This is a genomic window from Sinorhizobium sp. KGO-5 (genome assembly GCF_036245905.1).
Taxonomy (GTDB): Bacteria; Pseudomonadota; Alphaproteobacteria; order Rhizobiales; family Rhizobiaceae; genus Sinorhizobium; species Sinorhizobium meliloti_A.
The window spans coordinates 72,264-92,146 of sequence record NZ_BDIZ01000013.1; the positions used below are offsets into that span (position 1 = coordinate 72,264).

22 protein-coding genes are annotated in these 19,883 nt (G+C 62.6%); 6 read left to right on the plus strand and 16 right to left on the minus strand.

The genetic code is table 11. The features are described 5' to 3' along the window. The first annotated feature begins 1 nt into the window (after position 1). Positions 2 to 781, plus strand: coding sequence for a TIGR04290 family methyltransferase (locus BHD07_RS29520; RefSeq protein ID WP_026168915.1), 780 nt, complete (start codon positions 2 to 4; stop codon positions 779 to 781). Positions 782 to 863: 82 nt separating this feature from the next. On the opposite strand, the gene BHD07_RS29525 is transcribed toward BHD07_RS29520, so the two are convergent. The 12 genes from BHD07_RS29525 to BHD07_RS29580 all read right to left on the minus strand — a co-directional run bounded on the left by BHD07_RS29525 (position 864) and on the right by BHD07_RS29580 (position 10,641). Further along, positions 864 to 1,055, minus strand: a complete 192-nt coding sequence (locus BHD07_RS29525) for a hypothetical protein (RefSeq protein WP_033046178.1) — start codon at positions 1,053 to 1,055, stop codon at positions 864 to 866. Positions 1,056 to 1,089: 34 nt separating this feature from the next. Further along, complete coding sequence (locus BHD07_RS29530; RefSeq protein WP_338284095.1) at positions 1,090 to 1,434, minus strand: hypothetical protein; 345 nt, start codon at positions 1,432 to 1,434, stop codon at positions 1,090 to 1,092. Positions 1,435 to 1,551: 117 nt separating this feature from the next. After that, entirely contained in the window at positions 1,552 to 2,643 is a 1,092-nt protein-coding gene (locus BHD07_RS29535) for an ABC transporter ATP-binding protein (protein WP_338284096.1), read from the minus strand. Between the two features lies 1 nt (position 2,644). Then, on the minus strand, positions 2,645 to 3,841 hold the full coding sequence (locus tag BHD07_RS29540) for a glycoside hydrolase family 172 protein (RefSeq protein WP_338284097.1): 1,197 nt from the start codon (positions 3,839 to 3,841) through the stop codon (positions 2,645 to 2,647). A 30-nt stretch (positions 3,842 to 3,871) separates the two neighbouring features. Then, positions 3,872 to 4,720 carry a carbohydrate ABC transporter permease gene (locus BHD07_RS29545; protein ID WP_338284098.1) on the minus strand — a complete coding sequence of 283 codons (849 nt, stop codon included), beginning with the start codon at positions 4,718 to 4,720 and terminating at the stop codon, positions 3,872 to 3,874. After that, positions 4,710 to 5,654: a carbohydrate ABC transporter permease gene (locus BHD07_RS29550; RefSeq protein ID WP_338284099.1), complete on the minus strand. Its 945-nt coding sequence runs from the start codon at positions 5,652 to 5,654 to the stop codon at positions 4,710 to 4,712. The genes BHD07_RS29545 and BHD07_RS29550 overlap by 11 nt, the downstream gene beginning before the upstream one ends. 60 nt (positions 5,655 to 5,714) lie before the next feature. Then, positions 5,715 to 7,070, minus strand: coding sequence for an ABC transporter substrate-binding protein (locus tag BHD07_RS29555; protein WP_275599671.1), 1,356 nt, complete (start codon positions 7,068 to 7,070; stop codon positions 5,715 to 5,717). Between the two features lie 59 nt (positions 7,071 to 7,129). Beyond that, positions 7,130 to 8,134 (minus strand): LacI family DNA-binding transcriptional regulator, encoded by a 1,005-nt coding sequence (locus BHD07_RS29560; RefSeq protein ID WP_338284100.1) that lies wholly within the window; start codon positions 8,132 to 8,134, stop codon positions 7,130 to 7,132. 215 nt (positions 8,135 to 8,349) lie between these two features. Next, the gene (locus BHD07_RS29565; RefSeq protein ID WP_324764300.1) at positions 8,350 to 9,324 is read right to left on the minus strand and encodes a DUF3618 domain-containing protein; all 975 of its coding nucleotides are present in this window, start codon (positions 9,322 to 9,324) and stop codon (positions 8,350 to 8,352) included. Further along, positions 9,321 to 9,740, minus strand: coding sequence for a phage holin family protein (locus BHD07_RS29570; protein WP_003528659.1), 420 nt, complete (start codon positions 9,738 to 9,740; stop codon positions 9,321 to 9,323). The genes BHD07_RS29565 and BHD07_RS29570 overlap by 4 nt, the downstream gene beginning before the upstream one ends. Next, on the minus strand, positions 9,733 to 10,311 hold the full coding sequence (locus tag BHD07_RS29575; protein WP_338284101.1) for a nutrient deprivation-induced protein: 579 nt from the start codon (positions 10,309 to 10,311) through the stop codon (positions 9,733 to 9,735). The genes BHD07_RS29570 and BHD07_RS29575 overlap by 8 nt, the downstream gene beginning before the upstream one ends. A gap of 156 nt (positions 10,312 to 10,467) precedes the next feature. Continuing rightward, positions 10,468 to 10,641: a hypothetical protein gene (locus BHD07_RS29580; RefSeq protein WP_324764302.1), complete on the minus strand. Its 174-nt coding sequence runs from the start codon at positions 10,639 to 10,641 to the stop codon at positions 10,468 to 10,470. A gap of 164 nt (positions 10,642 to 10,805) precedes the next feature. Between BHD07_RS29580 and BHD07_RS29585 the strand changes: the two genes are divergently transcribed. The 5 genes from BHD07_RS29585 (at position 10,806) to BHD07_RS29605 (ending at position 14,847) form a co-directional block, all read left to right on the plus strand. Next, the gene (locus tag BHD07_RS29585) at positions 10,806 to 11,492 is read left to right on the plus strand and encodes a BON domain-containing protein (RefSeq protein WP_338284102.1); all 687 of its coding nucleotides are present in this window, start codon (positions 10,806 to 10,808) and stop codon (positions 11,490 to 11,492) included. A gap of 249 nt (positions 11,493 to 11,741) precedes the next feature. Then, a complete protein-coding gene (locus BHD07_RS29590) occupies positions 11,742 to 11,921 on the plus strand; it encodes a hypothetical protein (protein WP_100672533.1) in 180 nt (59 codons plus the stop codon). Positions 11,922 to 12,106: 185 nt separating this feature from the next. Further along, positions 12,107 to 12,508: a cupin domain-containing protein gene (locus BHD07_RS29595; protein WP_338284103.1), complete on the plus strand. Its 402-nt coding sequence runs from the start codon at positions 12,107 to 12,109 to the stop codon at positions 12,506 to 12,508. A gap of 255 nt (positions 12,509 to 12,763) precedes the next feature. Beyond that, entirely contained in the window at positions 12,764 to 13,501 is a 738-nt protein-coding gene (locus BHD07_RS29600) for a response regulator (RefSeq protein ID WP_100672535.1), read from the plus strand. After that, positions 13,501 to 14,847, plus strand: a complete 1,347-nt coding sequence (locus BHD07_RS29605; RefSeq protein WP_338284104.1) for an ATP-binding protein — start codon at positions 13,501 to 13,503, stop codon at positions 14,845 to 14,847. Before BHD07_RS29600 ends, BHD07_RS29605 begins: the two co-directional genes overlap by 1 nt. Positions 14,848 to 15,003: 156 nt before the next feature. Here the strand turns inward: BHD07_RS29605 and BHD07_RS29610 are convergent, their stop codons facing one another. From BHD07_RS29610 to BHD07_RS29625, 4 genes are all read right to left on the minus strand, one after another. Continuing rightward, on the minus strand, positions 15,004 to 15,744 hold the full coding sequence (locus tag BHD07_RS29610) for a VOC family protein (RefSeq protein ID WP_338284105.1): 741 nt from the start codon (positions 15,742 to 15,744) through the stop codon (positions 15,004 to 15,006). A gap of 143 nt (positions 15,745 to 15,887) precedes the next feature. Next, positions 15,888 to 16,934, minus strand: coding sequence for an alpha/beta fold hydrolase (locus BHD07_RS29615; protein ID WP_338284106.1), 1,047 nt, complete (start codon positions 16,932 to 16,934; stop codon positions 15,888 to 15,890). A gap of 178 nt (positions 16,935 to 17,112) precedes the next feature. Beyond that, entirely contained in the window at positions 17,113 to 18,867 is a 1,755-nt protein-coding gene (locus tag BHD07_RS29620) for a cytochrome c biogenesis protein DipZ (RefSeq protein WP_338284107.1), read from the minus strand. A gap of 172 nt (positions 18,868 to 19,039) precedes the next feature. Continuing rightward, on the minus strand, positions 19,040 to 19,714 hold the full coding sequence (locus BHD07_RS29625; RefSeq protein ID WP_338284108.1) for a type 1 glutamine amidotransferase domain-containing protein: 675 nt from the start codon (positions 19,712 to 19,714) through the stop codon (positions 19,040 to 19,042). Positions 19,715 to 19,883: the final 169 nt, after the last annotated feature.

Below are 19,883 nucleotides of genomic sequence, written 5' to 3' on the forward strand. Positions count from 1 at the left end.
CATGGTTCAGCAGACGAAAGACCGAACGGTCATCGCGCAAGAGATTGCGGCGCTCGGTCCCTGGTTCCACAACATGCGGATCGGAGGCATCGAGACGGCGCCCGGTCACTTCCTCGGCGACTATCCCGCGGTGAAATGGAAGGCCTTCAGGCATGTGGTGCCGGAGGACCTCGAAGGAAGGAGCGTCCTCGACATCGGCTGCAATGCCGGGTTCTACGCGCAGGAGATGAAACGCCGCAATGCCGGACGCGTACTCGGCATCGACTCGGACCCGCACTATCTGCGGCAGGCGAAGTTTGCCGCGGAGCAGGCGGGGGTCGACATCGAGTACAGGCTTATGTCGGTCTACGACGCGGCACGGCTGCGCGAGAGATTCGATCTGGTCATCTTCATGGGCGTTCTCTATCACCTGCGCCATCCGCTGCTGGCACTCGACCTCCTCTACGAGCATGTCGTCGGCGACCAGATGCTCTTCCAGTGCATGCAGCGCGGGTCGGAATCCGTGGCAACTCTCAAGGGTGATTACGATTTCCGGGAGTGGGAGATCTTCGACCGGCCCGACTATCCGAAGCTGTTCTTCGTCGAACACCGCTTCGCGGATGACCCCACCAACTGGTTCATCCCCAACCGCGCCGGCGTCGAAGCGATGCTGCGAAGCGCCGGCTTCGTCATCGAAGCCAATCCCGAGCGGGAGGTCTATCTCCTGCGGCGCGGCGAGCGCCCGTATCTGGACGAGCCCACCTTGAGGATCCTGGGAAATTCAGCAGATATCGGGAACTAGTGGCTGCGGCGAACCTCCGGCCTGCAGGCCAGAGGGGCAATTCACCGTCGCCTTGGCGTTGACGGTCCGTCGCTCACGGACCTCATCCGAAGCGGCGAAGCTGCGCCGCTTCCTTCTCGAGCAGGTCGGCGACTTCCTGAAGCGTCATGTGCGTCACGCAGAGATGAATCGCACATTCGAGAAAGCGCGTCGACGAGCGCCGCAAATACATGGCTTCCTCGCGAGCGGCCAGTTCCGATAGAGGATCTTTCGAGGGGCGTCGACGGTCAGGCATTTGGAGACTCCTTCGCTTGTTTGAAGAACCGCTTTTACGGCGAGAGAAGCCCGCCGGCGTAGATCAAGGCGCCTATCACGACGGCCATGGCTATGATGGCCAGGCTCAGCCCCAGCCGTTGCCTGTTCGGTGCGGTGGTCTCCGCCGCTGCAAGCGGCCGCATCGCGTCGTTGTACTCGGTAGAGGTATCGGCCAGCCTCCCCGCGGCCTGCCCGGCCCTGGCGTTTCGGACCGCTTCACTGCCGGGCGGCATACCGCCTGCTTCGTCATCGGTCTCGAGCGGCGCCGCCGCGGGGTCGAAGCCGCGCCTCTTGTCGCCCGTCCTTCCATGCTGGATGTCGCCGCGCACCTGCGCAGAATTGCTTGCCGGCTTGGACATGGTAGCTCCTTTCCGCTTCGCGACTCAACCGGCTTTCAGGATATTTGTTCCCTGCTCCTCCGCGGCGTCGTGCCCGGGCTGACCGGCGCCACTCGCGGCGAGGTCAAGCGGCCGGCTCTACGCACTTGCGGACGGAAAACCGTTTCGCACTTCTCCTGGACGTGCTCCAAGCCGCAAGGTGGTATGAGCGTCGAAGAAGTGAATATCAGCGGAGGCGAGGTCGAGACCGATCCGGTCACCGGGCGCGAGGCTGGTGCGTTCGCGAAGCAACATCGCCAGTTGCGCTCCGCCAAGCTCCACCAAAAGATGTGTTTCGTCGCCCGTCGGTTCCACGATCAGCACCTTGGCGGAGGGGCCGTTAGCGCCGATCTGCAGCTTGTTCGGCCTTATTCCCGCGACGGCCGGCCCCTTGTGAGACAGATCGGGAGCAGGAATGACGATGTCGCCGGGCGCCCGGAACGTGCCGTCAACGACCTCGCCCTCGATGAAGTTCATCGAGGGACTGCCGATGAAGCTCGCGACGAAGAGATTGCGAGGATAGTCGAAAATCTCCAGCGGCGTCCCGATCTGCTCGACATTGCCGTCGCGCATGACGACGATGCGGTCGGCCATCGTCATGGCTTCGATCTGGTCGTGCGTCACGTAGATGCTGGTGGTGCGCAGGCGCTGGTGCAGACCTTTGATCTCGGCGCGCATCTGCACTCGGAGCTTTGCGTCGAGATTGGAGAGGGGTTCGTCGAACAGGAAGACTTCAGGACGGCGGACGATGGCCCGGCCCATGGCGACGCGCTGGCGCTGGCCGCCGGAGAGCTGCCCCGGATACCGTTCGAGCAGGCCGTCGAGGCCAAGCATGGTAGCCGCTTCGCCCACCTTTCTCTTCTGCTCGTCCTTGGGGAGGCGGGCTAAGCGAAGCGCGAAGGCCATGTTCTCGGCAACGGTCATGTGCGGGTAGAGCGCATAGTTCTGGAAGACCATCGAGATGTTGCGGTCCTTCGGAGCGACCTCATTGACGATATCTCCTCCGATCACGACCGCTCCGTCGGAGATTTCTTCAAGGCCCGCGATCATCCGCAAAAGGGTGGACTTGCCGCAGCCCGACGGTCCGACCAACGCGACGAATTCGCCGTCGGCGATCTCTGCCGAGACACCATGAACGACTTCCAGCGCACCAAAGCGCTTGACCACATTCCTTATTTCAACGCTGGCCATCTCAGCCTCTCGCCTTTTTCATCGCCGCTTCCATGTTGTGGAACGGGCGGCGATAAGCCGGTATCCGGTCCGCAACATCGGGGAACTTGCCGAAGGGCTTATGCGGCTCCGCCTGGTACCAGAAGGCGACGGAGGAGATATCGTCGCCGCGGCGGTTGGCATGGCCCCGCTCGATGGTCACCCGAATGGCCTTGTGGAAGATGGCGGGATCTTCGATGTGCCAGCGGTAGAGCGTGACAGGTTCGGTCCAGTTGGGGCCGCCGGCCGCGATGATGCCGTGGTAGGGCGCGCTATAATCTTGGGTGGGGCACCAGGCGGTGTTGAAATAGTCTTCCGTGCCCGTGCCGTGCAGGGTCGGCGGCCAGGCGTCGTTGGCACCTGGTTCGGACTCCGGCCGCGGTTCGATCAACGCCGCCTTCGGACCGATGCGGGGATCGGGCTTGCGCACCGTATCCGGTACCGACAGTCCCTGCTCGCCATCGATGAAGATCATGTCGTCGCCTTCGCCATACCAATCCCAAACCTCGGAACGGCGCCGCGAATAAACGCTGTAGAGTACGCCGACGTAATGGCCGCGCCCTTCGGCCTCGAGGATCGTGTAGTTCTCCCGACCATCGACGTTCTCGCCGCCGAAAAGAAACTGTTCGTTTGTCAGCCCGGCTTCGCTCATACCCGCCGGCCGTGCCTGGCGGTAATGTGCGTGGAAACGGCCCATGTCCTCTTCGAGGACATCGTGAAGCTCGAGATCGATGTAGTAGTAGAAGAGGAGGTCGTGTTCCGCCTCGTTGGTGACGGTGAACTTCATTTGCGAGCCGAAGGGCATGGGGAAGTAGCAGTTGAAGGCCTTGCCGTCCTCCGGGCTCGCCTGCATCGGCAGGCTTGCATAATTGGCGGTGCGGGCGTGGCCCATGCCGAAGAAGTCGCCGACAGGCGCTTCGATGCTCGGCTCCGTTTCACCGTCCCAGTAGGCCCTGAGCACGATCTTGCGCAGGAAGTCCTCGCTCTCGCATGCGAGCGTCGCCCAGATATGGGTGATGATGCCGGCACCTTCATATTCGCCGATCACCACCGTCTTGCCGGGTTCGATGTGCAGCCTGTCGTCGTTGCCGCCGGTGCGGTCATGGCTGGAGAAGCGGCGCGTTTTCGCTTTGCGCAGCTTCGCGAGACCGCGAAGGGGCGAGAGGCCGGCATTGGTCATTCGAATTGCTCCTGTATATTCGCTCGCAGCTCACTTGAGTCCGCTGGTCTTGAGGGAATCCATGATCTGCCTCTGGAAGATCACGAAAAGGATGAGGGTCGGGATGGCGACGATCGTGGAAGCGGCCATCATGTAGTTCCAGGATGCCGAATACTGGCTCTTGAAATTCGCAATCCCGAGTTGGACGACCCAGAGATCGGGGTCCGATGTGATGGTGAGCGGCCACAGGAAGGAATTCCAGTTGGCCAGGAAAAACAGAATCGCCAGTGCCGACATGATAGGGCGGCTGAGCGGGAGGATGACGCTCCAGTAGATCCGCCAGTAACCCGCGCCGTCGATGCGCGCGGCTTCCTCTATCTCCTTGGGCAGCGACAGATAGTACTGCCTGAGAAGGAAGATGCCGAAGGCGTTGAAAATCGCCGGGATGATCAATCCTGCATAGGAGTTGAGCATGCCCATGGCTTTGACGATGACGAAGAGCGGCACGATGATCACCGGCAGCGAGACCAGTAACGTCGAGAAGATCGCGAGAAACATCACCTCTCGGCCGGGAAATCTCAGCCGCGCCAGCGCATAGCCGGCCATGGTGTGGAAGAACAGCGCCACGATCGTGACCGTGGCGGACACGAGGAAGCTGTTGGCCATGTAGCGGATGAACGGAACGCCGGTCAGCACATAGATGAAATTGTCTAGCGTCGGTGCCTGCGGAATGAGGTTCGAAGAAAACGACTCGGCGGCCGGCTTGAAGGCGATCGACACCATCCAGAGGAGCGGAAAGAGTGTCATGAAGGCGAGTATGGCGGTCACCACCATCCAGAGGCCGCGGACCAGCGTCACCTGCGATCGGGAGAAAAAAGGCTGGGGGCGCTTACTGCTCATGATGGAACCGTCCTCCCCGCGTAAGAGCAAAGAAAACAGCCGTCACGATCATCAGCGCCACAACCAGGATGGAGGCCATGGCAGCCGCGTAGCCGAAGGCGCCGAAACCGAAAGCCTGCTGATAGATATAGACGATCAGTACCGACGTCGCGTTCGCAGGCCCGCCCTTGGTCATCACATAGATGATGTCGAAGGCCTGCGCGCCTGCGACTGCCGCGACCATGGACACCATGATCACGAAAAAGCTTGTGGGCTTGAGGAGCGGCAGCGTGATGAACCAGAACCGGGCGATGGCGCCTGCCCCGTCGATCATCGCCGCCTCGTAATATTGGCGGGGAATGTCTTGCAGGCCGCCGAGGAAGATCAGCATGTAGAATCCCATCAGGAACCAGACGCTGACCAGGACGATGGTGATTAGCGCGAAGTTGGGATCGCCGAGGAGGGAGATGCCGCCGATGCCGAGAGCGGCGGTCAGTCTGCTGACTACGCCGATCTTGTCGACGACCATGAATTGCCAAACGAGCGCGACGACGACGAGGCTGACCATGTGGGGTGCAAAGAACATTGAACGCATGATCGCGTTGAAGCGATCGGTGCGCTGGACGAGAAGGGCAAGGCCCAGCCCGCACACGTAGAGCAGCGGGACCAGCATGATCGCGTAGAGCGCGGTGACCCTCGCTCCCTTCCAGAACAGCGGGTCGTTCCACATGCGCAGGTAATTCCTGGCGCCGACAAAGGAGTAACCGCCGAAACCGTTGACCTCGAAGACGCTGAGCACGAGGGAAAGCGCCATCGGGACGCCGAGAAAAATGAATAGCCCCAGCGCATCGGGCAACACGAAAAGATAGCCCGCGATCCATTCGCGATGCTTGGCGGAAAGGCGGGTTCGCCCGGCGTGCCTGCGCCGCGCGGCCGTTTCGGCAATGATTGTCATGGCATCATGTCCAGCTTGCTGAGGCGGCCGCATCCGTTGCGGCCGCCGGTGTGGCCGTCATCAAAGGATCGGCGCGCCTTGATAGCTCGCGAGAAACGCGTCGAGCTGCTGAGAGGCGGCCGTCGCCGTCGTTTGCGGATCGGCGCCGCCCAGCTGCGTCTGCTGGATCGCGTCGGAGATGATCTTGTACACCTCCGGCGGAACGCGCGGCTCGGCCCGGGTCCCGGGATGGATCTCCTCGGCGAATTTACCGATCATACCCGTCGAGAAGGCTCCGCCGCCACTCTTCAGCGCGCTGTTGCGCGGCGGCATGTCTGATTTGCCCTTGGTGCACCAGTTGGCGACCCGGTCGACAGAGCCCTGATCCATGGAGGCGAGGGCCCAGGCGCAGAATTCGCCCGCCGCGTCGGAGTTGCGGCCATTTGCATTGGCGACGAATGCCCATCCGCCGCCGACGGTCACATATTTGCCGTTTGGCGGCGTGGGCAGCCGGAAGACGCCATACTGGAAGTCCTTGGCATTGCTCTGAAGCTGTGAAATGCCCCAGATGCCGACATTCTGCATGGCGACATAGCCGGATGCGAGGTTCGCAATGGTGTCGTGCCCGCCCGCACCCATGATCTGGCGGGGCGCCGCCCCACTGTTGATCGCGTCCTGCCAGAATTTGAGCGCTTGCACCGTTGCCGGCGAATCGAAGCTGCTCTTGCCGTCGGCCGTCTGGAATTCGCCGCCGCCCTGCCAAAGGAAGGGATACCACGTGAAGTTCTGGTAGTATCCCGGCTGGGTCTCGAACATCACTCCGAAGCGCTCCGGAGTCGTGAGCTTCTTGGCCACCTCCAGCAACGCCTCCCATGTCTTGGGGACATCGTTCTCGTTGAGGCCGGCCTCCTCGAAAGCCTTGACCGAATAGTACATCGCCATCGGCTCGACTTCCATCGGGATGCCGAAGATCTTGCCGTCCACCATGCGGTTGGCGATGACGCTTTCGGGGAAGTCCGCCTTCGCCTCGTCATCGATGAAGGGGGTCAGATCCTTGAGGACGCCGCCATTATAGTAGCGCAGGAAGTCACCCGGCGAGATGATAAAGATGTCAGGTCCCTCGCCGGAGGCAAACGCAGTCGCAAGTTTCGGGCCACTGATGTATTCGGAGTTCGGAATGAATTCGAGTTCGATCTTTTGCGGGTGGCTGTCGTTCCAATCGGCAACCGTCTTCTCGAACCACGCGACCTGGCTCGCTACCGGACCGCCGGGTGCGTAAAACTGCCAGAATTTCAGCGGTGCTTCCTGGGCCCGTACGGCCAGGCGGTTGATGTAGGGAAATCCGCCGAGGCCGACGACACCACCGGCAACAGCCGCACCGCCCTTCAGCAGGCCGCGGCGGGTCAGTGTCGGAAAAACCTTCTCTCTGTCACTCATTAATTCCTCCCGTTTTGCTGGTAAACGCCCCCGGCTCCTCTCCGGAGGACGGCTTCGCCTTACGCCGTATCGAAGGCGTGAAGGATGCAGGGGATCACCTCCGAGCGGGGCGACCCTGAATACTCGCCCGACAACCGTTCAAGCAGCATGGCGGTTGCTCGATGCGCGAGCAGCGAAGGGGTGTTGCCGACACGCGCGATCCGCGGCCGCACATATTCGAGCTGGGGCTGGTCGCCGAAAACGGCAATCGCAACGTCGTCGGGAATGCGGACGCCGCGGTCATGGAATTCGGCGATAGCCCCCGCCGCCATGAGATAATTGCCGAAAAAGACGACTGAAGGCAGGTGGTCCCCTGTGCTCGCCAGCAGCCATTCTACGGCTTCCTGGCCCGACGGGCTAAGATAGGTGCCTTCGCGCCGCAGTTCGGCGAGCGGTTCCACCCCGTGATCGCGCAGACCCTGTTCGAAACCCGCCGCTCTTGCCATGGCCTCGGCAAAGAAAGACGGACCGGTGACATGGGCGATGCGCTCGTGGCCTTTCTTCGCAAGGTAGGCGCCCATTTGATAACCGCCGCCGAAATCGTCGATCTTGACGCTGTCGACGGCTGCATTCGGCAGGTCACCGATAAAGACGGTGGGGACGTCTATGCCGATCAATGCGTCGTGCATGTCATGCAGGGCAAAGTCGCCCACGATCAACCCGTCAATCCGGCGGTTTCGTATATGCCTCAGATACTGCTGACTATGCTCCTGCGAGTGACCGCCGGGAACGTCGGTGTTGAAGATCAGAAGATCCAGCCCCGTCGCTTGGAGATCCGACTGAGCCGCCTTTACGAGTTCCGGATAGAAGGGGTTGCGAATATCCGGGATCAGCATTGCGACGAGATTGGTCCGCCCTGTGCGCAGACTCTGCGCCTGGGGGTTCGGCACGTAACCGAGCTCCGCTATCGCGACTTCCACCCTTCGACGCATTTCCGCCGAAACACGGTCCGCATGATTCAGCACGTGCGAGACCGTTGTCAGAGATACGCCCGCTCGTTTCGCTACCTTGGCAATCGTTGTCATGCCTCAATGAATAATAGAGGATAAATCGTTTTGCAAATCGTTTTTCAAATCGATTTGCAAAACGATTTGCGGCACGCCGGCCTGAACCGGCTGGCTGCCAAACGCGCGCAGATCTGTAGGTATGGGAGGCTCCGGTCCGGGAAGATTCAACAACGGAGCGTTTCAGTGTTCCTGAAACGCTCCGCGATTTAGAACGACTAATCGCTGCGAGGAGGTTACTCCCGGACCGACTGCTGCAGGCGATCCTTGGCCGCGTCATGCACTTCCAGCGCCGCATCACCGGCCTTGTCGAGGATTTCCTGCCCGGCCTCCATGGCTTGCGCCACGCCGGCATTCGCCCTGGCCGCGAGATTGGACCGCACATCTTCCGCCATTTCGCCCAGTGCCTCGTCCTCGGCCTCGCTGTGGGGCAGCGCCGCCCCGATTGCCGCACCGACGGCAAAGGCGAGCGCTCCGCCGACAAGCGGCTGGTCGCGGAAATGCCTCAAGATAGCGGCGTTGAGCTGCGCGCCCTGTTCTTCGAGTGACCGGCCGGCACCCTGCATGCTGCCGGCGAGAGACCTGCCGGCTCCCGTCACCGAATCGGACATACGGCCCGCTGCGGCGCTCACCTGTCTCCACGTCCGGGACGCCCAGCCGGACGCTTCGTCGAACAGGGCGCCGGTCTCGTCCCTGATATCTTCGATCTGCTTGCCTGCCGCGTCGGTAAAGCCGCGATAGATCTTCCCGGCCGGGTCGACGAAGTGGCCGGCCCGCCGGCCGGCATCGTCCGTCAGGGCGCGGAAGCGGCTGCCGCTTTCATCCGTGAAGTGACTGTAGCGCTCGCCGAAGCTCGCCTCCACCGGCCCCACTCTCCGGACGGAGCCCCTTACGGGTGCAAGCGGGTAATCATCCGCATCGTCATTCCCCTCCCCGTGTCGCGGCGCGCGCGAGGCGGGGTTGGCGATCAGCCAGGCGAGGCTTACCCCCATCAGGGCAACCGGGATCGGGTTCGACTTGAGCGCCACGCCGAGATTGCTCAGATATTCGGATCCGCCGCTCGTTTTTGCATATTCGAGCAGTTCGTCCATTAGTTCTCCCGGCGACATGCGCTCCTGAATTTCGTGGAGCTTTTCCTCGATTCGCTGGCGATCGGCCTCTATTTCGCGCTGCAGTTCGGCAGCGGAGTGGGTGTGTGCGGAATCGTTCATTGCAGTCTCTCCTTCACCACGTTCGCGTCGCGCTGCAGGGAGGCGGCCGTCCGATCGAACTGGATGCTGCTGCCCTTGAGCGCCGAGAGGCCGCGCGAAATCATCGCCCAGGCAAGCAAGGCGACAACCACGCCGACGATGGCCGCCGACAACGCATCGGCATTCGCTTCGGTCATGCCCTGAGCCACGAGGAAGGCCCCCAGACCCTGGACGACGGCACTCAGCAGCACGCCGACTGCGCCTATGGCAAAGATCAGCCCGACGAGGAGCGTCTCGAGGCTGCCGACCGCTCGATTGAGGTTCTCGGATGCCTCGGCTTTCGCGAGGTCGATTTCCTTCCGGAAAAGACCGGATATATCCGCCACCAGTCCGGTCATCAGTTCCGTCAGGGGGCGCTCGTCCCGATGATTAGCCATTATAGCGTTCCTTCTCGCTTGATTGACGGGTCCGTCCCGAAGCATCCCGTCCGTCGCGGCGTAGTGGCGAAGCGGTGAGGAACCGACTTGCGGCCAGTCCTGCGATCGCGGCCATGCCGAGGAAGGCGAGTGGCTGCTTTCGGCCGAAATCTTCGACCATTCCGGCGATCTCGCCGAGATTGCGGCCCTCTGCCTTGCGTGCGAAGCCCTGGAGCGACGTGCCGATCTGCTTTGCATAGCGGCCGATGGCCCGTTGATCCGATTGTTCGAGTTCGTTTCCGACCTTCTCGAGTGCGTCAGCAACACCGCTCAACTGGCGTGCTGCCACGTTTTTCTCATCCTCCACGGCGCGGCCGACCGCCGCCTTTGCCTGTTCCGTCTGTTCACTGGCGAACTCTTTGAACTCGTTCATGTCTTCACGCACGGCGTTCTCGAGGCTGCGGTCACCCGCCTCCCCCTGTCCGCGGGTGTCACTGGCTTGCACGCCGCTCACGCGCTCGATGCCTTGCGCGGACGTCAAAGGCCTGCCCAAGGGATCGCCGGACCCGCGGCCGCTTGTGTCATTGGTCATTGTCAATTCCTCCCATGCATAACGGGGATCGTTATCGTCTACGCAATCAAACGAGCCATTTGGAGCCTTGTTCCCTGCGAAGCGCCGCAGGCCTTCCCCTTGCGTGCTTCGCTCGTTCAGGAAGCCTCCCGTTGCAGCCATCTCGCCGCCCGGCGATCAGCGGGGCCGGTTCTCCGGCGACTGTTCGTAAAGTTCCTCGACCTTGCGCTTCTGCGCCTGCTTTTCGGCGCGCGAGAGCGGCCTCTGCTTCAAGATGGCATAGGCGATCGCAGCGCCGAGTATGAAGGCGCCACCGCCGGTGACAAAAAGCCAGAAATAGTTCGTCAACATCGTCGTATCTCCTCAATGCAGCCAACCGTGTCGGCCGCCGAAGGTTCCGGGCGGTCCTGTTTCCGCGGCATGCCCGGGCCCGTGCCGCAGCGCTCATTGCGCCGGAACCGAGTGTCTGCTCGCGGGTTTGACCGACGTCGACGAACCAAGCCAAGGAGGAGATCATGGCGAGGAACAGGAGCTGGAGCCGCGACGTCTACGAGAGCTATCCCGAATCGGACCGGCGCCGGCGCGGCCAAACCTACGAGGACGAGAGGCGCCGCGCCTTGACTGCCGGTCCGCGGCTTACGGACTACGAGAGCTCGGAGTATTTTGCCGGTAACGAACCGGGCCGCTCCGGCACATATCGCGGCCGCGATGACAGCTGGGAACGGGAACGCGCACACGGTCCAGGTCACTTCGGCGGTGGAGGCTTTTACCGCGACGACGACTATGGCGAGGAGTATCCCGGTCCTGGCAGGGGCTACGGGGAGCGCGGCTTTCTCGAACGCGCCAGCGACGAAGTCGCGTCCTGGTTGGGCGACAAGGGCGCCGAGCGCAGACGCGAGATGGACCAGCATCGCGGCAAAGGTCCCAAGGGCTACATCCGTTCGGACACCCGCATCCAGGAAGATGTGAGCGATCGCCTGAGCGACGACGGAATGCTCGACGCCTCCGATATCGCGGTCTCGGTCACCAATGGCGAAGTCCAACTGAGCGGTTTGGTTGATTCCAAATGGGCCAAACGCCGCGCCGAGGACTGCGCCGAGGCCGTCTCCGGCGTGAAGCATGTCCAGAACAGCCTTCGCATCCGCCCATCGGGAGGATCACCCGGCTGGAATGCCGGCAACACCGATCGCAACATCGCTTGAGAGGCAGGCGGGAGGGCGCTGGATCAATGGCTAAAGCGGCAGCGACCCGAGGTGGGATCAACGAACAAGGCACGCGCCCGACAGTTCATGGCGTAAAAAGTTCCCCATCTGCTCGCATCGAAGACTTCGCAGCCGCCCCGGCGAGCATGTGCACTGCAAGGAACTTTCTTAGGACCATCCGGTTGTAAGAATCGAGAGGCCGCACAACGGCCGATAGGAGCGGTTACCCCCGCGTGACCGACAAAGCTTATGCAAACGGCATTGTTCATCGCGATCCCCGCCCTCCCGCTCGGAGCGGCGCTCGTGCTTCTGTGGTTCGGTCCTCTGTGGCGCCAGCAAGCCAGCCCATGGAACCGCTCGTCGACCTGGTGCCCCGGATCGACCATCCTCGACCGCCAGGCGCCGTGGCGGTGCCTCGACCGGATTTAATGCAGGCGGGCGGCGAATAAGCGTGACCATCGTCGGCGTCGTGCGGCGAAGGCCGACGCCTCGCCGCAGACACATGCCGTTACAAAAGTCCCGCCCGGCGGACACATCGTCAATACACGCGGTCGTTCAAATAACCGCACTGGCATCGAGGACGAGCCTCTGCCAAAGCGGAAAGGATGACCTCTATGAAGACGTCTCGGATCTTGGCGGCCGCGCTGCTGGTCGTTGGAAGCGGATTGGCATTGCAAGTGGCCAAAGCACAACAGGCGGGACTTCACCGCACCGATCTCTTGCAGCACGATCTCGGCCAGCCGGGGCGCGAAACGATCCAGGTGCGCGTCGATTTCGATCCCGGTGCCGTCTCCATCAAGCACTCCCATCCGGGCGAAGAGGTGGCCTATGTGCTCGAAGGTTCGCTGGAATATCAGCTCGAGGGGAGCGCGCCGGTCACGCTTCATGCCGGCGATGCCCTGTTCATTCCGGCCGGGGTGGCTCATCTCGCGAAGAATGTCGGCAGCGGCAAGGCATCGGAACTCGCGACATACATCGTCGAAAAAGGCTCCCCGCTTGTCGTTCCGGCCAAGTGAGCGTCCGTCATGGATGCCGAGAACCGCGGCGCGACAACAAACCGGCGGCTCCGTGCTCCCGCCGGTCTCAACCGTGTGGACAGAGGCGGACATTTCGCCGCGTGGGAAGGGCCGGATCTCTTCAGCGCCGAGCTGCGTGCCGCTTTCCTGTCCTTGCGTTGACCCCCGCATTACGGCACAGGCATGAGCCGGTGAATACTGCTGTCACGGTATTCTCGTTCTGATAAGAAATGGCGGTCAAAGGGGTGTCTTGCCATGGAGCATATCGATCACATCCTGATCGTCGATGACGATCGGGAAATCCGCGAGCTTGTGTCGGCTTACCTGAAGAAGAACGGTCTGCGGGTGACCGCCGTCGCCGACGGGCGGCAGATGCGGACCTTCCTAGAGGCGAATACGGTCGATCTGATCGTTCTCGATCTGATGATGCCGGGCGACGACGGCCTCGTCTTGAGCCGCGAACTGCGTGTCGGCAGACACAAGGCGACGCCCATCGTCATGCTGACCGCCCGCTCGGACGAGATGGACCGCATCATCGGGCTGGAAATGGGCGCCGACGACTATATCGCCAAACCGTTCTCGGCGCGCGAACTGCTCGCCCGCATCAAGGCGGTCCTGCGGCGCGCGCGAATGCTGCCGGCGAACCTGCAGGTCTCGGAGGCGGGTCAGCTGTTGCGTTTCGGCCAATGGAGGCTCGACACGACGGCAAGGCATCTCATCGATGCGGACGGTACTGCGATCGCGCTCAGCGGCGCCGAATACCGGCTGCTGCGCGTCTTCGTCGATCACCCCCAGCGCGTCCTCAACCGCGACCAGCTCCTCAACCTCACACAGGGGCGCGAGGCCGAACTCTTCGACCGATCTATTGATCTCCTGGTCAGCCGGGTTCGCCAGCGGCTCGGCGACGATGCCCGGGAGCCGACCTATATCAAGACCGTCCGCAGCGAAGGCTATGTTTTTTCGGTGCCGGTCGAGATCGTGGAGCCCCGCTGATGGCGGCGCGGTCGATTCTCCATGGTATTCACCTGTGGCCGCGCACACTCAGGGCGCGGCTTTTCGTTATCCTTCTCGCCGGCTTGGCGGTCGCCCACGCCATGTCCTTTGCGGTTCTGTTCTCGGAACGCTACATCGCCGCCAGGTCGGTGATGTTCAATACGCTCGAAACCGACGTCGCGACGTCGATCGCCATTCTCGACCGGCTGCCCGCGAGCGAACGCGCCGCCTGGCTGGGCCGGCTCGCTCGCGGATCCTACCGCTTCGTCCTGGGGCCGGGCATGCCCGGCAGTCCCGTGCTCAATGAGGCCGACGCCGAGGTCGCCGACAAGGTCCGGGCTGCCATCGGTGCGAAATATTCGATCGAGGTCGAATCCATCCCCGGCGGCGTCCGCCGTCTTCAGGCACATCTTCGCTTGAGCGACGGTGAGCCGCTGACGATCGACGTCACGCCAAGGGGCGTCATGCCGGTTGCCGACTGGCTGCCTTACGTTCTCGTCGCTCAGCTCTCCCTTCTGGTCCTGTGCAGCTGGTTAGCAGTGCGGCAGGCCACCCGCCCGCTCGCGGATCTGGCGAAGGCCGCCGACACGCTCGATCCGAACAGCAAGACGCCGCGCCTCAGCGAGACCGGACCGAGGGAAGTCGCCTATGCGGCGACGGCATTCAATGCGATGCGGGATCGCATCGCGCAGTATCTGGAGGAGCGCGTGCAGATATTGGCCGCGATCTCGCATGACCTGCAAACACCGATCACACGGATGAAACTCCGAGCGGAAATGGCCGAAGCGTCCATCGAGAGAGACAAGCTGATGAGGGATCTGGACGAGGTCGAACGTCTCGTCAGGGAAGGTGTCGCCTATGCACGCAGCGCCCACGGCAAGGACGAAAAGGCTACCCGCATCGATCTCGCCTCGTTCATCGAGAGTTTGGCCTATGATTATCAGGATACCGGCAAGGCCGTGACTTTCGGCAAATTGGCGGACGGCGCAATCGTGACCCGGCCGCACGCCTTGAGACGGATTCTCACCAACCTGATCGACAATGCGCTGAAGTTCGGGGGCAGCGCCGAGATCGAGGTTCAGCGCCGTCCCGAGGGCACAGTGACCATAAACGTCCTCGATCGCGGTCCCGGCATTCCGGAAGACCAGCTCGAAGCAGTTCTGCAGCCCTTCTTCCGCCTGGAGCAATCACGCAGCCGGGATACGGGCGGGACCGGGCTCGGCCTCGCAATCGCCCAACAGCTCGCGACGGTCATCGGCGGCTCCCTGACCTTGCGCAACCGTGACGGCGGCGGCCTTGCCGCGGAGCTTTCCCTGGAGCGTTTCCCTGTTTCATCAAAACAGTGAAACGCTCACCTTTGAAACGACGCACTTCCCGGAAGTGCTCCAAGGGCTGCCTGAGGAGCTATCGACCCCGTCTGATCCGCGAGACGGGCAGCTTACCAAAGGAACGGGGCGGTCTCGACCGCCCCGCCACACATGATCGTTTCAGGCTGCAGTGTCTCAGGCTGGCTGCGGCTCGCCGGACTGCTCCCGAACAATGTAATCGGCGTACCAGATGGGCCAGTCCTCGTCCCGGTGTCCGAGCTGCTTTTCGTACTCGCCGTGGGCTGCTTCGGCGCGGCGGAACGCGGCAGCGAGATCGGCGGCCGAACTGAACGCCGTCGCGTCCGCGTCGACGCGCCCGGGCAATCGCGCGGTGACCTCCTGGAAAAGCCAGCCATTGCCGTCCGGATCGCGGAACGAAGCGTAGGAGCGATAGCTGCGGCGCTCGGGATCAGGGCCGTCGACACGATGCGTTCCGAACAGATACGGTTCGTCGCTCCCGGCATTCACGTCGCCCGCATGGAACACCTCGCTGATATCGACGCCGCGGCCGCGCAACTCCTCGCGGGCGGCCTCGATGTCGGAAACGATGAGGTACAATCCCTGCGCAGAACCCGGTTCCGCATCGGTCACATGCCTTCCGAAGATGACCGAGGCACCCGATCCGGGCGGGGTAAACTGTATCACGCGGTAGTCGTCGGCACCGGCAAAGTCGGCGTCGAGCCTCCAGCCGAGGCTCGCGTAGAATTCCTTTGCGCGATCGACATCCGACACGGGTACGACGATAACTTCGAGCTTCATATCGACCGGCCGGGCTCTTTCGCTATTGATTGCGGTGGTCATGTCATTCTCCTCTTGTCTGGGAGGCGCAAGGCGCCATGTGCCTTCTCGGTTGACGATGCGGGACGGAAGCTGCATGCCTCGTCCGACTGTCGAGACACATATGCCGCCCCGCACGTGTATGGGATGTTTCGCAAGGGGCGGAATTTGTAAGCCAATCCGCACGGGACCGCCGGCGGATACAGTTCGATACGAGGACATTGCTCCGCAGGCGAAAGCGATCAGAAACGATCGACGTCGACGACCGCCTGGGCAAAAGCCTGTGGGGCTTCCTGCGGCAGGTTGTGACCGATACCGCCCGAGATCAGCCGGTGCTCGTACTTGCCGGAGAACTTCTTGGCATAGGCCGCGGGCTCCGGATGCGGAGCGCCATTGGCATCGCCTTCCAGGGTGATCGTCGGAACCCCGATCACCGGCAGCTCGGCAAGCCGGGCTTCCAGCCCATCATATTTGCGCTCGCCGTCGGCAAGGCCGATCCGCCAGCGGTAATTATTGATGGTGATGTCGACATGATCCGGGTTCTCCAAGGCCTCAGCGCTTCGATTGAAGGTGGCGTCGTCAAAACCCCATTTCGGCGATGCGAGCTGCCAGATGAGCTTCGCGAAGTCCTTCCGGTACTGTTCGTAGCCCGCGCGCCCGCGCTCCGTGGCGAAGTAGAACTGGTACCACCAGGCAAGCTCCGCCTTCGGCGGCAAAGGCTTTTTATTGGTTTCACGGCTGCCGATCAGATAGCCGCTCACCGAAACCAATGCCTTGCAGCGCTCCGGCCAGAGTGCGGCGACGATATTGGCGGTGCGTGCGCCCCAATCGCAGCCGGCGATGACGGCCTTCTCGATGCCGAGCGCATCCATCAGGGCGACGATGTCGGCGGCGATCGCCGCCTGCTGGCCGTTGCGCGGTGTGTCGGGGGATAAAAATCGCGTCGTGCCGTAGCCACGCAGATAAGGAACGACCACCCGGTAGCCCACCTTCGCGAGCAGGGGCGCCACATCGACATAGGTGTGGATGTCATAGGGCCAGCCATGCAGCAGGATGACCACGGGCGCATCGCTCGCGCCGGCCTCGGCATACCCGATGTTGAGGACACCCGCGTCGATCTGCCTGATCTTAGCGAAAGATGTATTCGTCCCCGGCGTTGTCGCCGGAATGCGAGCCTCGCTCGTTGATTTTGCGAGGGCGCCGCGTCCAACGCCGAAATGCGCCGCAGCGACGGTCAATGCCGCCACTCCCATGAACCGCCGCCGCCGCAGATTGAATTCCCCTGTCATCGAACTTCTCCGGATTGTGTGAACCACAGCCGTGAAATGCGATGGTGATGTATCTCGAATGTGAGCCCGCCCGACCGCAATTGAAAGCCCGTGTACCGTTTCACGGCCGCCGATACAGTAGGCTACAATTCACGCGCGCCAGACCTCACGGCACTGACGCGCGCTCTCCTCTCTTCTTTCATCCGAATGTAAAAACGAAGGCTTCGACGCCGGGATCGAGAAAGCGTATCTCGAACGTCCGTTCGCGCACTTCGCCCGACTGCCTTACGAGCTGATAGAGGCGCGTTTCGCCCACCGTTCCATTGCCGTCGGAATTGATGTCCGAACCGTGATCCGGGCCTGGTGCTGCACCGTCGACTTTCACCTGAAAGCGCACCCTGCCGCCGTTTTTCCCAGGACCGAGGACAAGGTGCAGATCGCGCGCGCTGAACCTGTAGGTGATTGCGCCCCCGGCCCGATTGAGTGTCGCCTGCTCTGCACCAACCGTCCAGTTGCCGGCGAGACTCCATTGATTGAGCCGAGGCTTGCCGGCGGTATAATCGCGCGCCGCATCGGCTGCGACACGCTCCGGCGACACGAAGTTCGAAGCGCGCATGTAGCCGACATAATCCTCGCCCGACCGGAGGTGGGCGAGATCGGGCGCGGCTTCGGCGCCCCTCGCATCCGGCTGCACGAAACCACTGTCGCTCCGGCTACTCCCTGCCGCTTCCGCGAGCAGCTCCTGTATGACGCGCTCCGACCGCGCATAATCGCCCTCACCGAAGTGATGGTGTCTGATCCGCCCTTCTGCATCGATGAAATAGTGCGCCGGCCAGTAGCTGTTACCGAAGGCCCGCCAGATCGCGAAATCGTTGTCGATCGCAACGGGATAGCGGATATCGAAATCCGCCACTGCGCTCTTGACGTTGTCGATGCGCTTTTCGAAGGCGAATTCGGGCGCATGCACGCCGATCACCACCAGCCCCTGGTCCCGGTACTTCTCGGCCCAGGCGCGGACATAGGGGATCGTACGGATGCAATTGATGCAGGAGTAGGTCCAGAAATCGACGAGCACGACCTTGCCGCGCAGCTGTTCCACGCTCAAAGGCTTCGAGTTGACCCACTCGACGGCACCGTCCAGCGGCGGGAACATGCCTTCCACCGGCAAGTCGCTTCGGTAGGCCGGTCGCTCGCCGTCGGCGGCCGTTGATGCGCTCGCCCTCTCCTCGACGGGATCGTCCCGCACACGGTCGAGGAGCGATTGCTCCAGGGCTGCGGTGCTCGCATAGGAGAGGCGCGCAAGCTGCCCGGTATCGAGCCCCAGCGCGATTGCGGCAACGCCGGCAAGTACGGCGATGCCGAGGCCCTGCCGGAGCCGCTCGCCAAGGCCGAGTGATCGCTTCATCGCCGCGAACACTCTCCCCCCGGCAAGAACGGCCAAGGCGAGCGAAGTCGCCGCGCCGGCAGCATAGGCCGCCAGCAGAAGCGTGGTCTCGACATTCGCACCATGGAGGGCGGCGCCGGTCAGCACCAGGCCCAGAATTGGGCCTGCGCAGGGCGCCCAAAGAAGTCCGGTTGCAACACCGAGAAGGAGAGACGCTCCGACGTTCGGCTGCTGACCGGCCACCCTTCGTGAGAGCCGGCTGCCGAGTGCGACGGCCGGACGAGTGAACAGAGCCGCGGCCCGCGCCGAAAGCAGGGTCACGCCGAAACCGGCGAGCACTGCGATCGCCGCATACCGCCCGGCCACATTCGCGTTCACCGCCCAATCCCCGCCGAGCGCGGCGAGTGTGGCCACGCCCGAGAATGTGAGAACCATGCCGATGAGCATCGGTAGAACGCTCCTGGCGAAGGGCTGGCCGGCCCGCGAAAACACGAAGGGCAAGACCGGGAGGATGCAGGGGCTGAGGATGGTCAGCACACCTGCAAGATAAGCTATCGTGAAAAGGATCATTTTCGTCCCTCTGCATTGGACCTGCGCCTCTCGCGGCGGCGGTCGCGCTTGACACGCGGAGCATGGGACCAGAGCGAGGTATCCCGATTGTGTCTCGTAGCGAGGGGATCTGTATCGAAGTGCAGAAAGCCTCACGGGCCTTCTGCAGCATCATGCCAGCCGGCAAGGATGACTACTGTAGAAGCTTCAGCAGTTCTCTGGCGGCGGATGTGGACGACGACGGGTTCTGGCCGGTGACCAGCCTGCCGTCCACAACCGTGAAGTCGGCCCAATCCTCAGCCTTCTCGTAGCGCCCGCCGAGGCGCTTCAATTCGTCTTCGACCAGGAAGGGCACGACATCGGTCAGTTGAACGGCCTCCTCTTCGGAATTGGTGAAGCCCGTGACGCGCCTTCCCTTGACGATGGGGTCGCCGCGATGCGTGACCTGTGTCAGGACGGCCGGGCCGTGGCAGACGGCGGCGACCGGCTTGCCCGCGTCGTAGAAGCCTTCGATAAGGGCGATGGAATTCCTGTCGTTGACGAGGTCCCACATCGGACCGTGTCCCCCCGGATAGAACACCGCGTCGTAGTCCTCCTGGTTGACTTCACCGAGCTTCAGAGTATTTGCCAATGCTTCCCTGGCTGCAGGGTCCTCCTTGAAGCGCTCCATCGCTGCAGTCCGGCTGGCTGGCTCATCGCTCTTGGGATCGATCGGCGGCTGGCCGCCCTTGGGCGACGCGATCGTGACCTCCGCCCCGGCGTCCTTGAACACGTAATAGGGCGCAGCAAACTCCTCAAGCCAGAAGCCGGTCGGCTTGCCTGTGTTGCCGAGCCGGTCATGCGAAGTCAGAACCATCAGGATCTTCATGGTCATTCTCCTTCGTTGAAGCGCTTCCAAGCGCAGGATCGCGCGGATACGCAGCCTATTCTCGAGCCGTGACCGTATGTTGGCGAGGCTCTCGCAGGTCTGCCGGCCAGTGCAGCCTTGCCACCATCATTTGCGTATTGCCGTCTTCGGGTGAATACTCGCTATATGG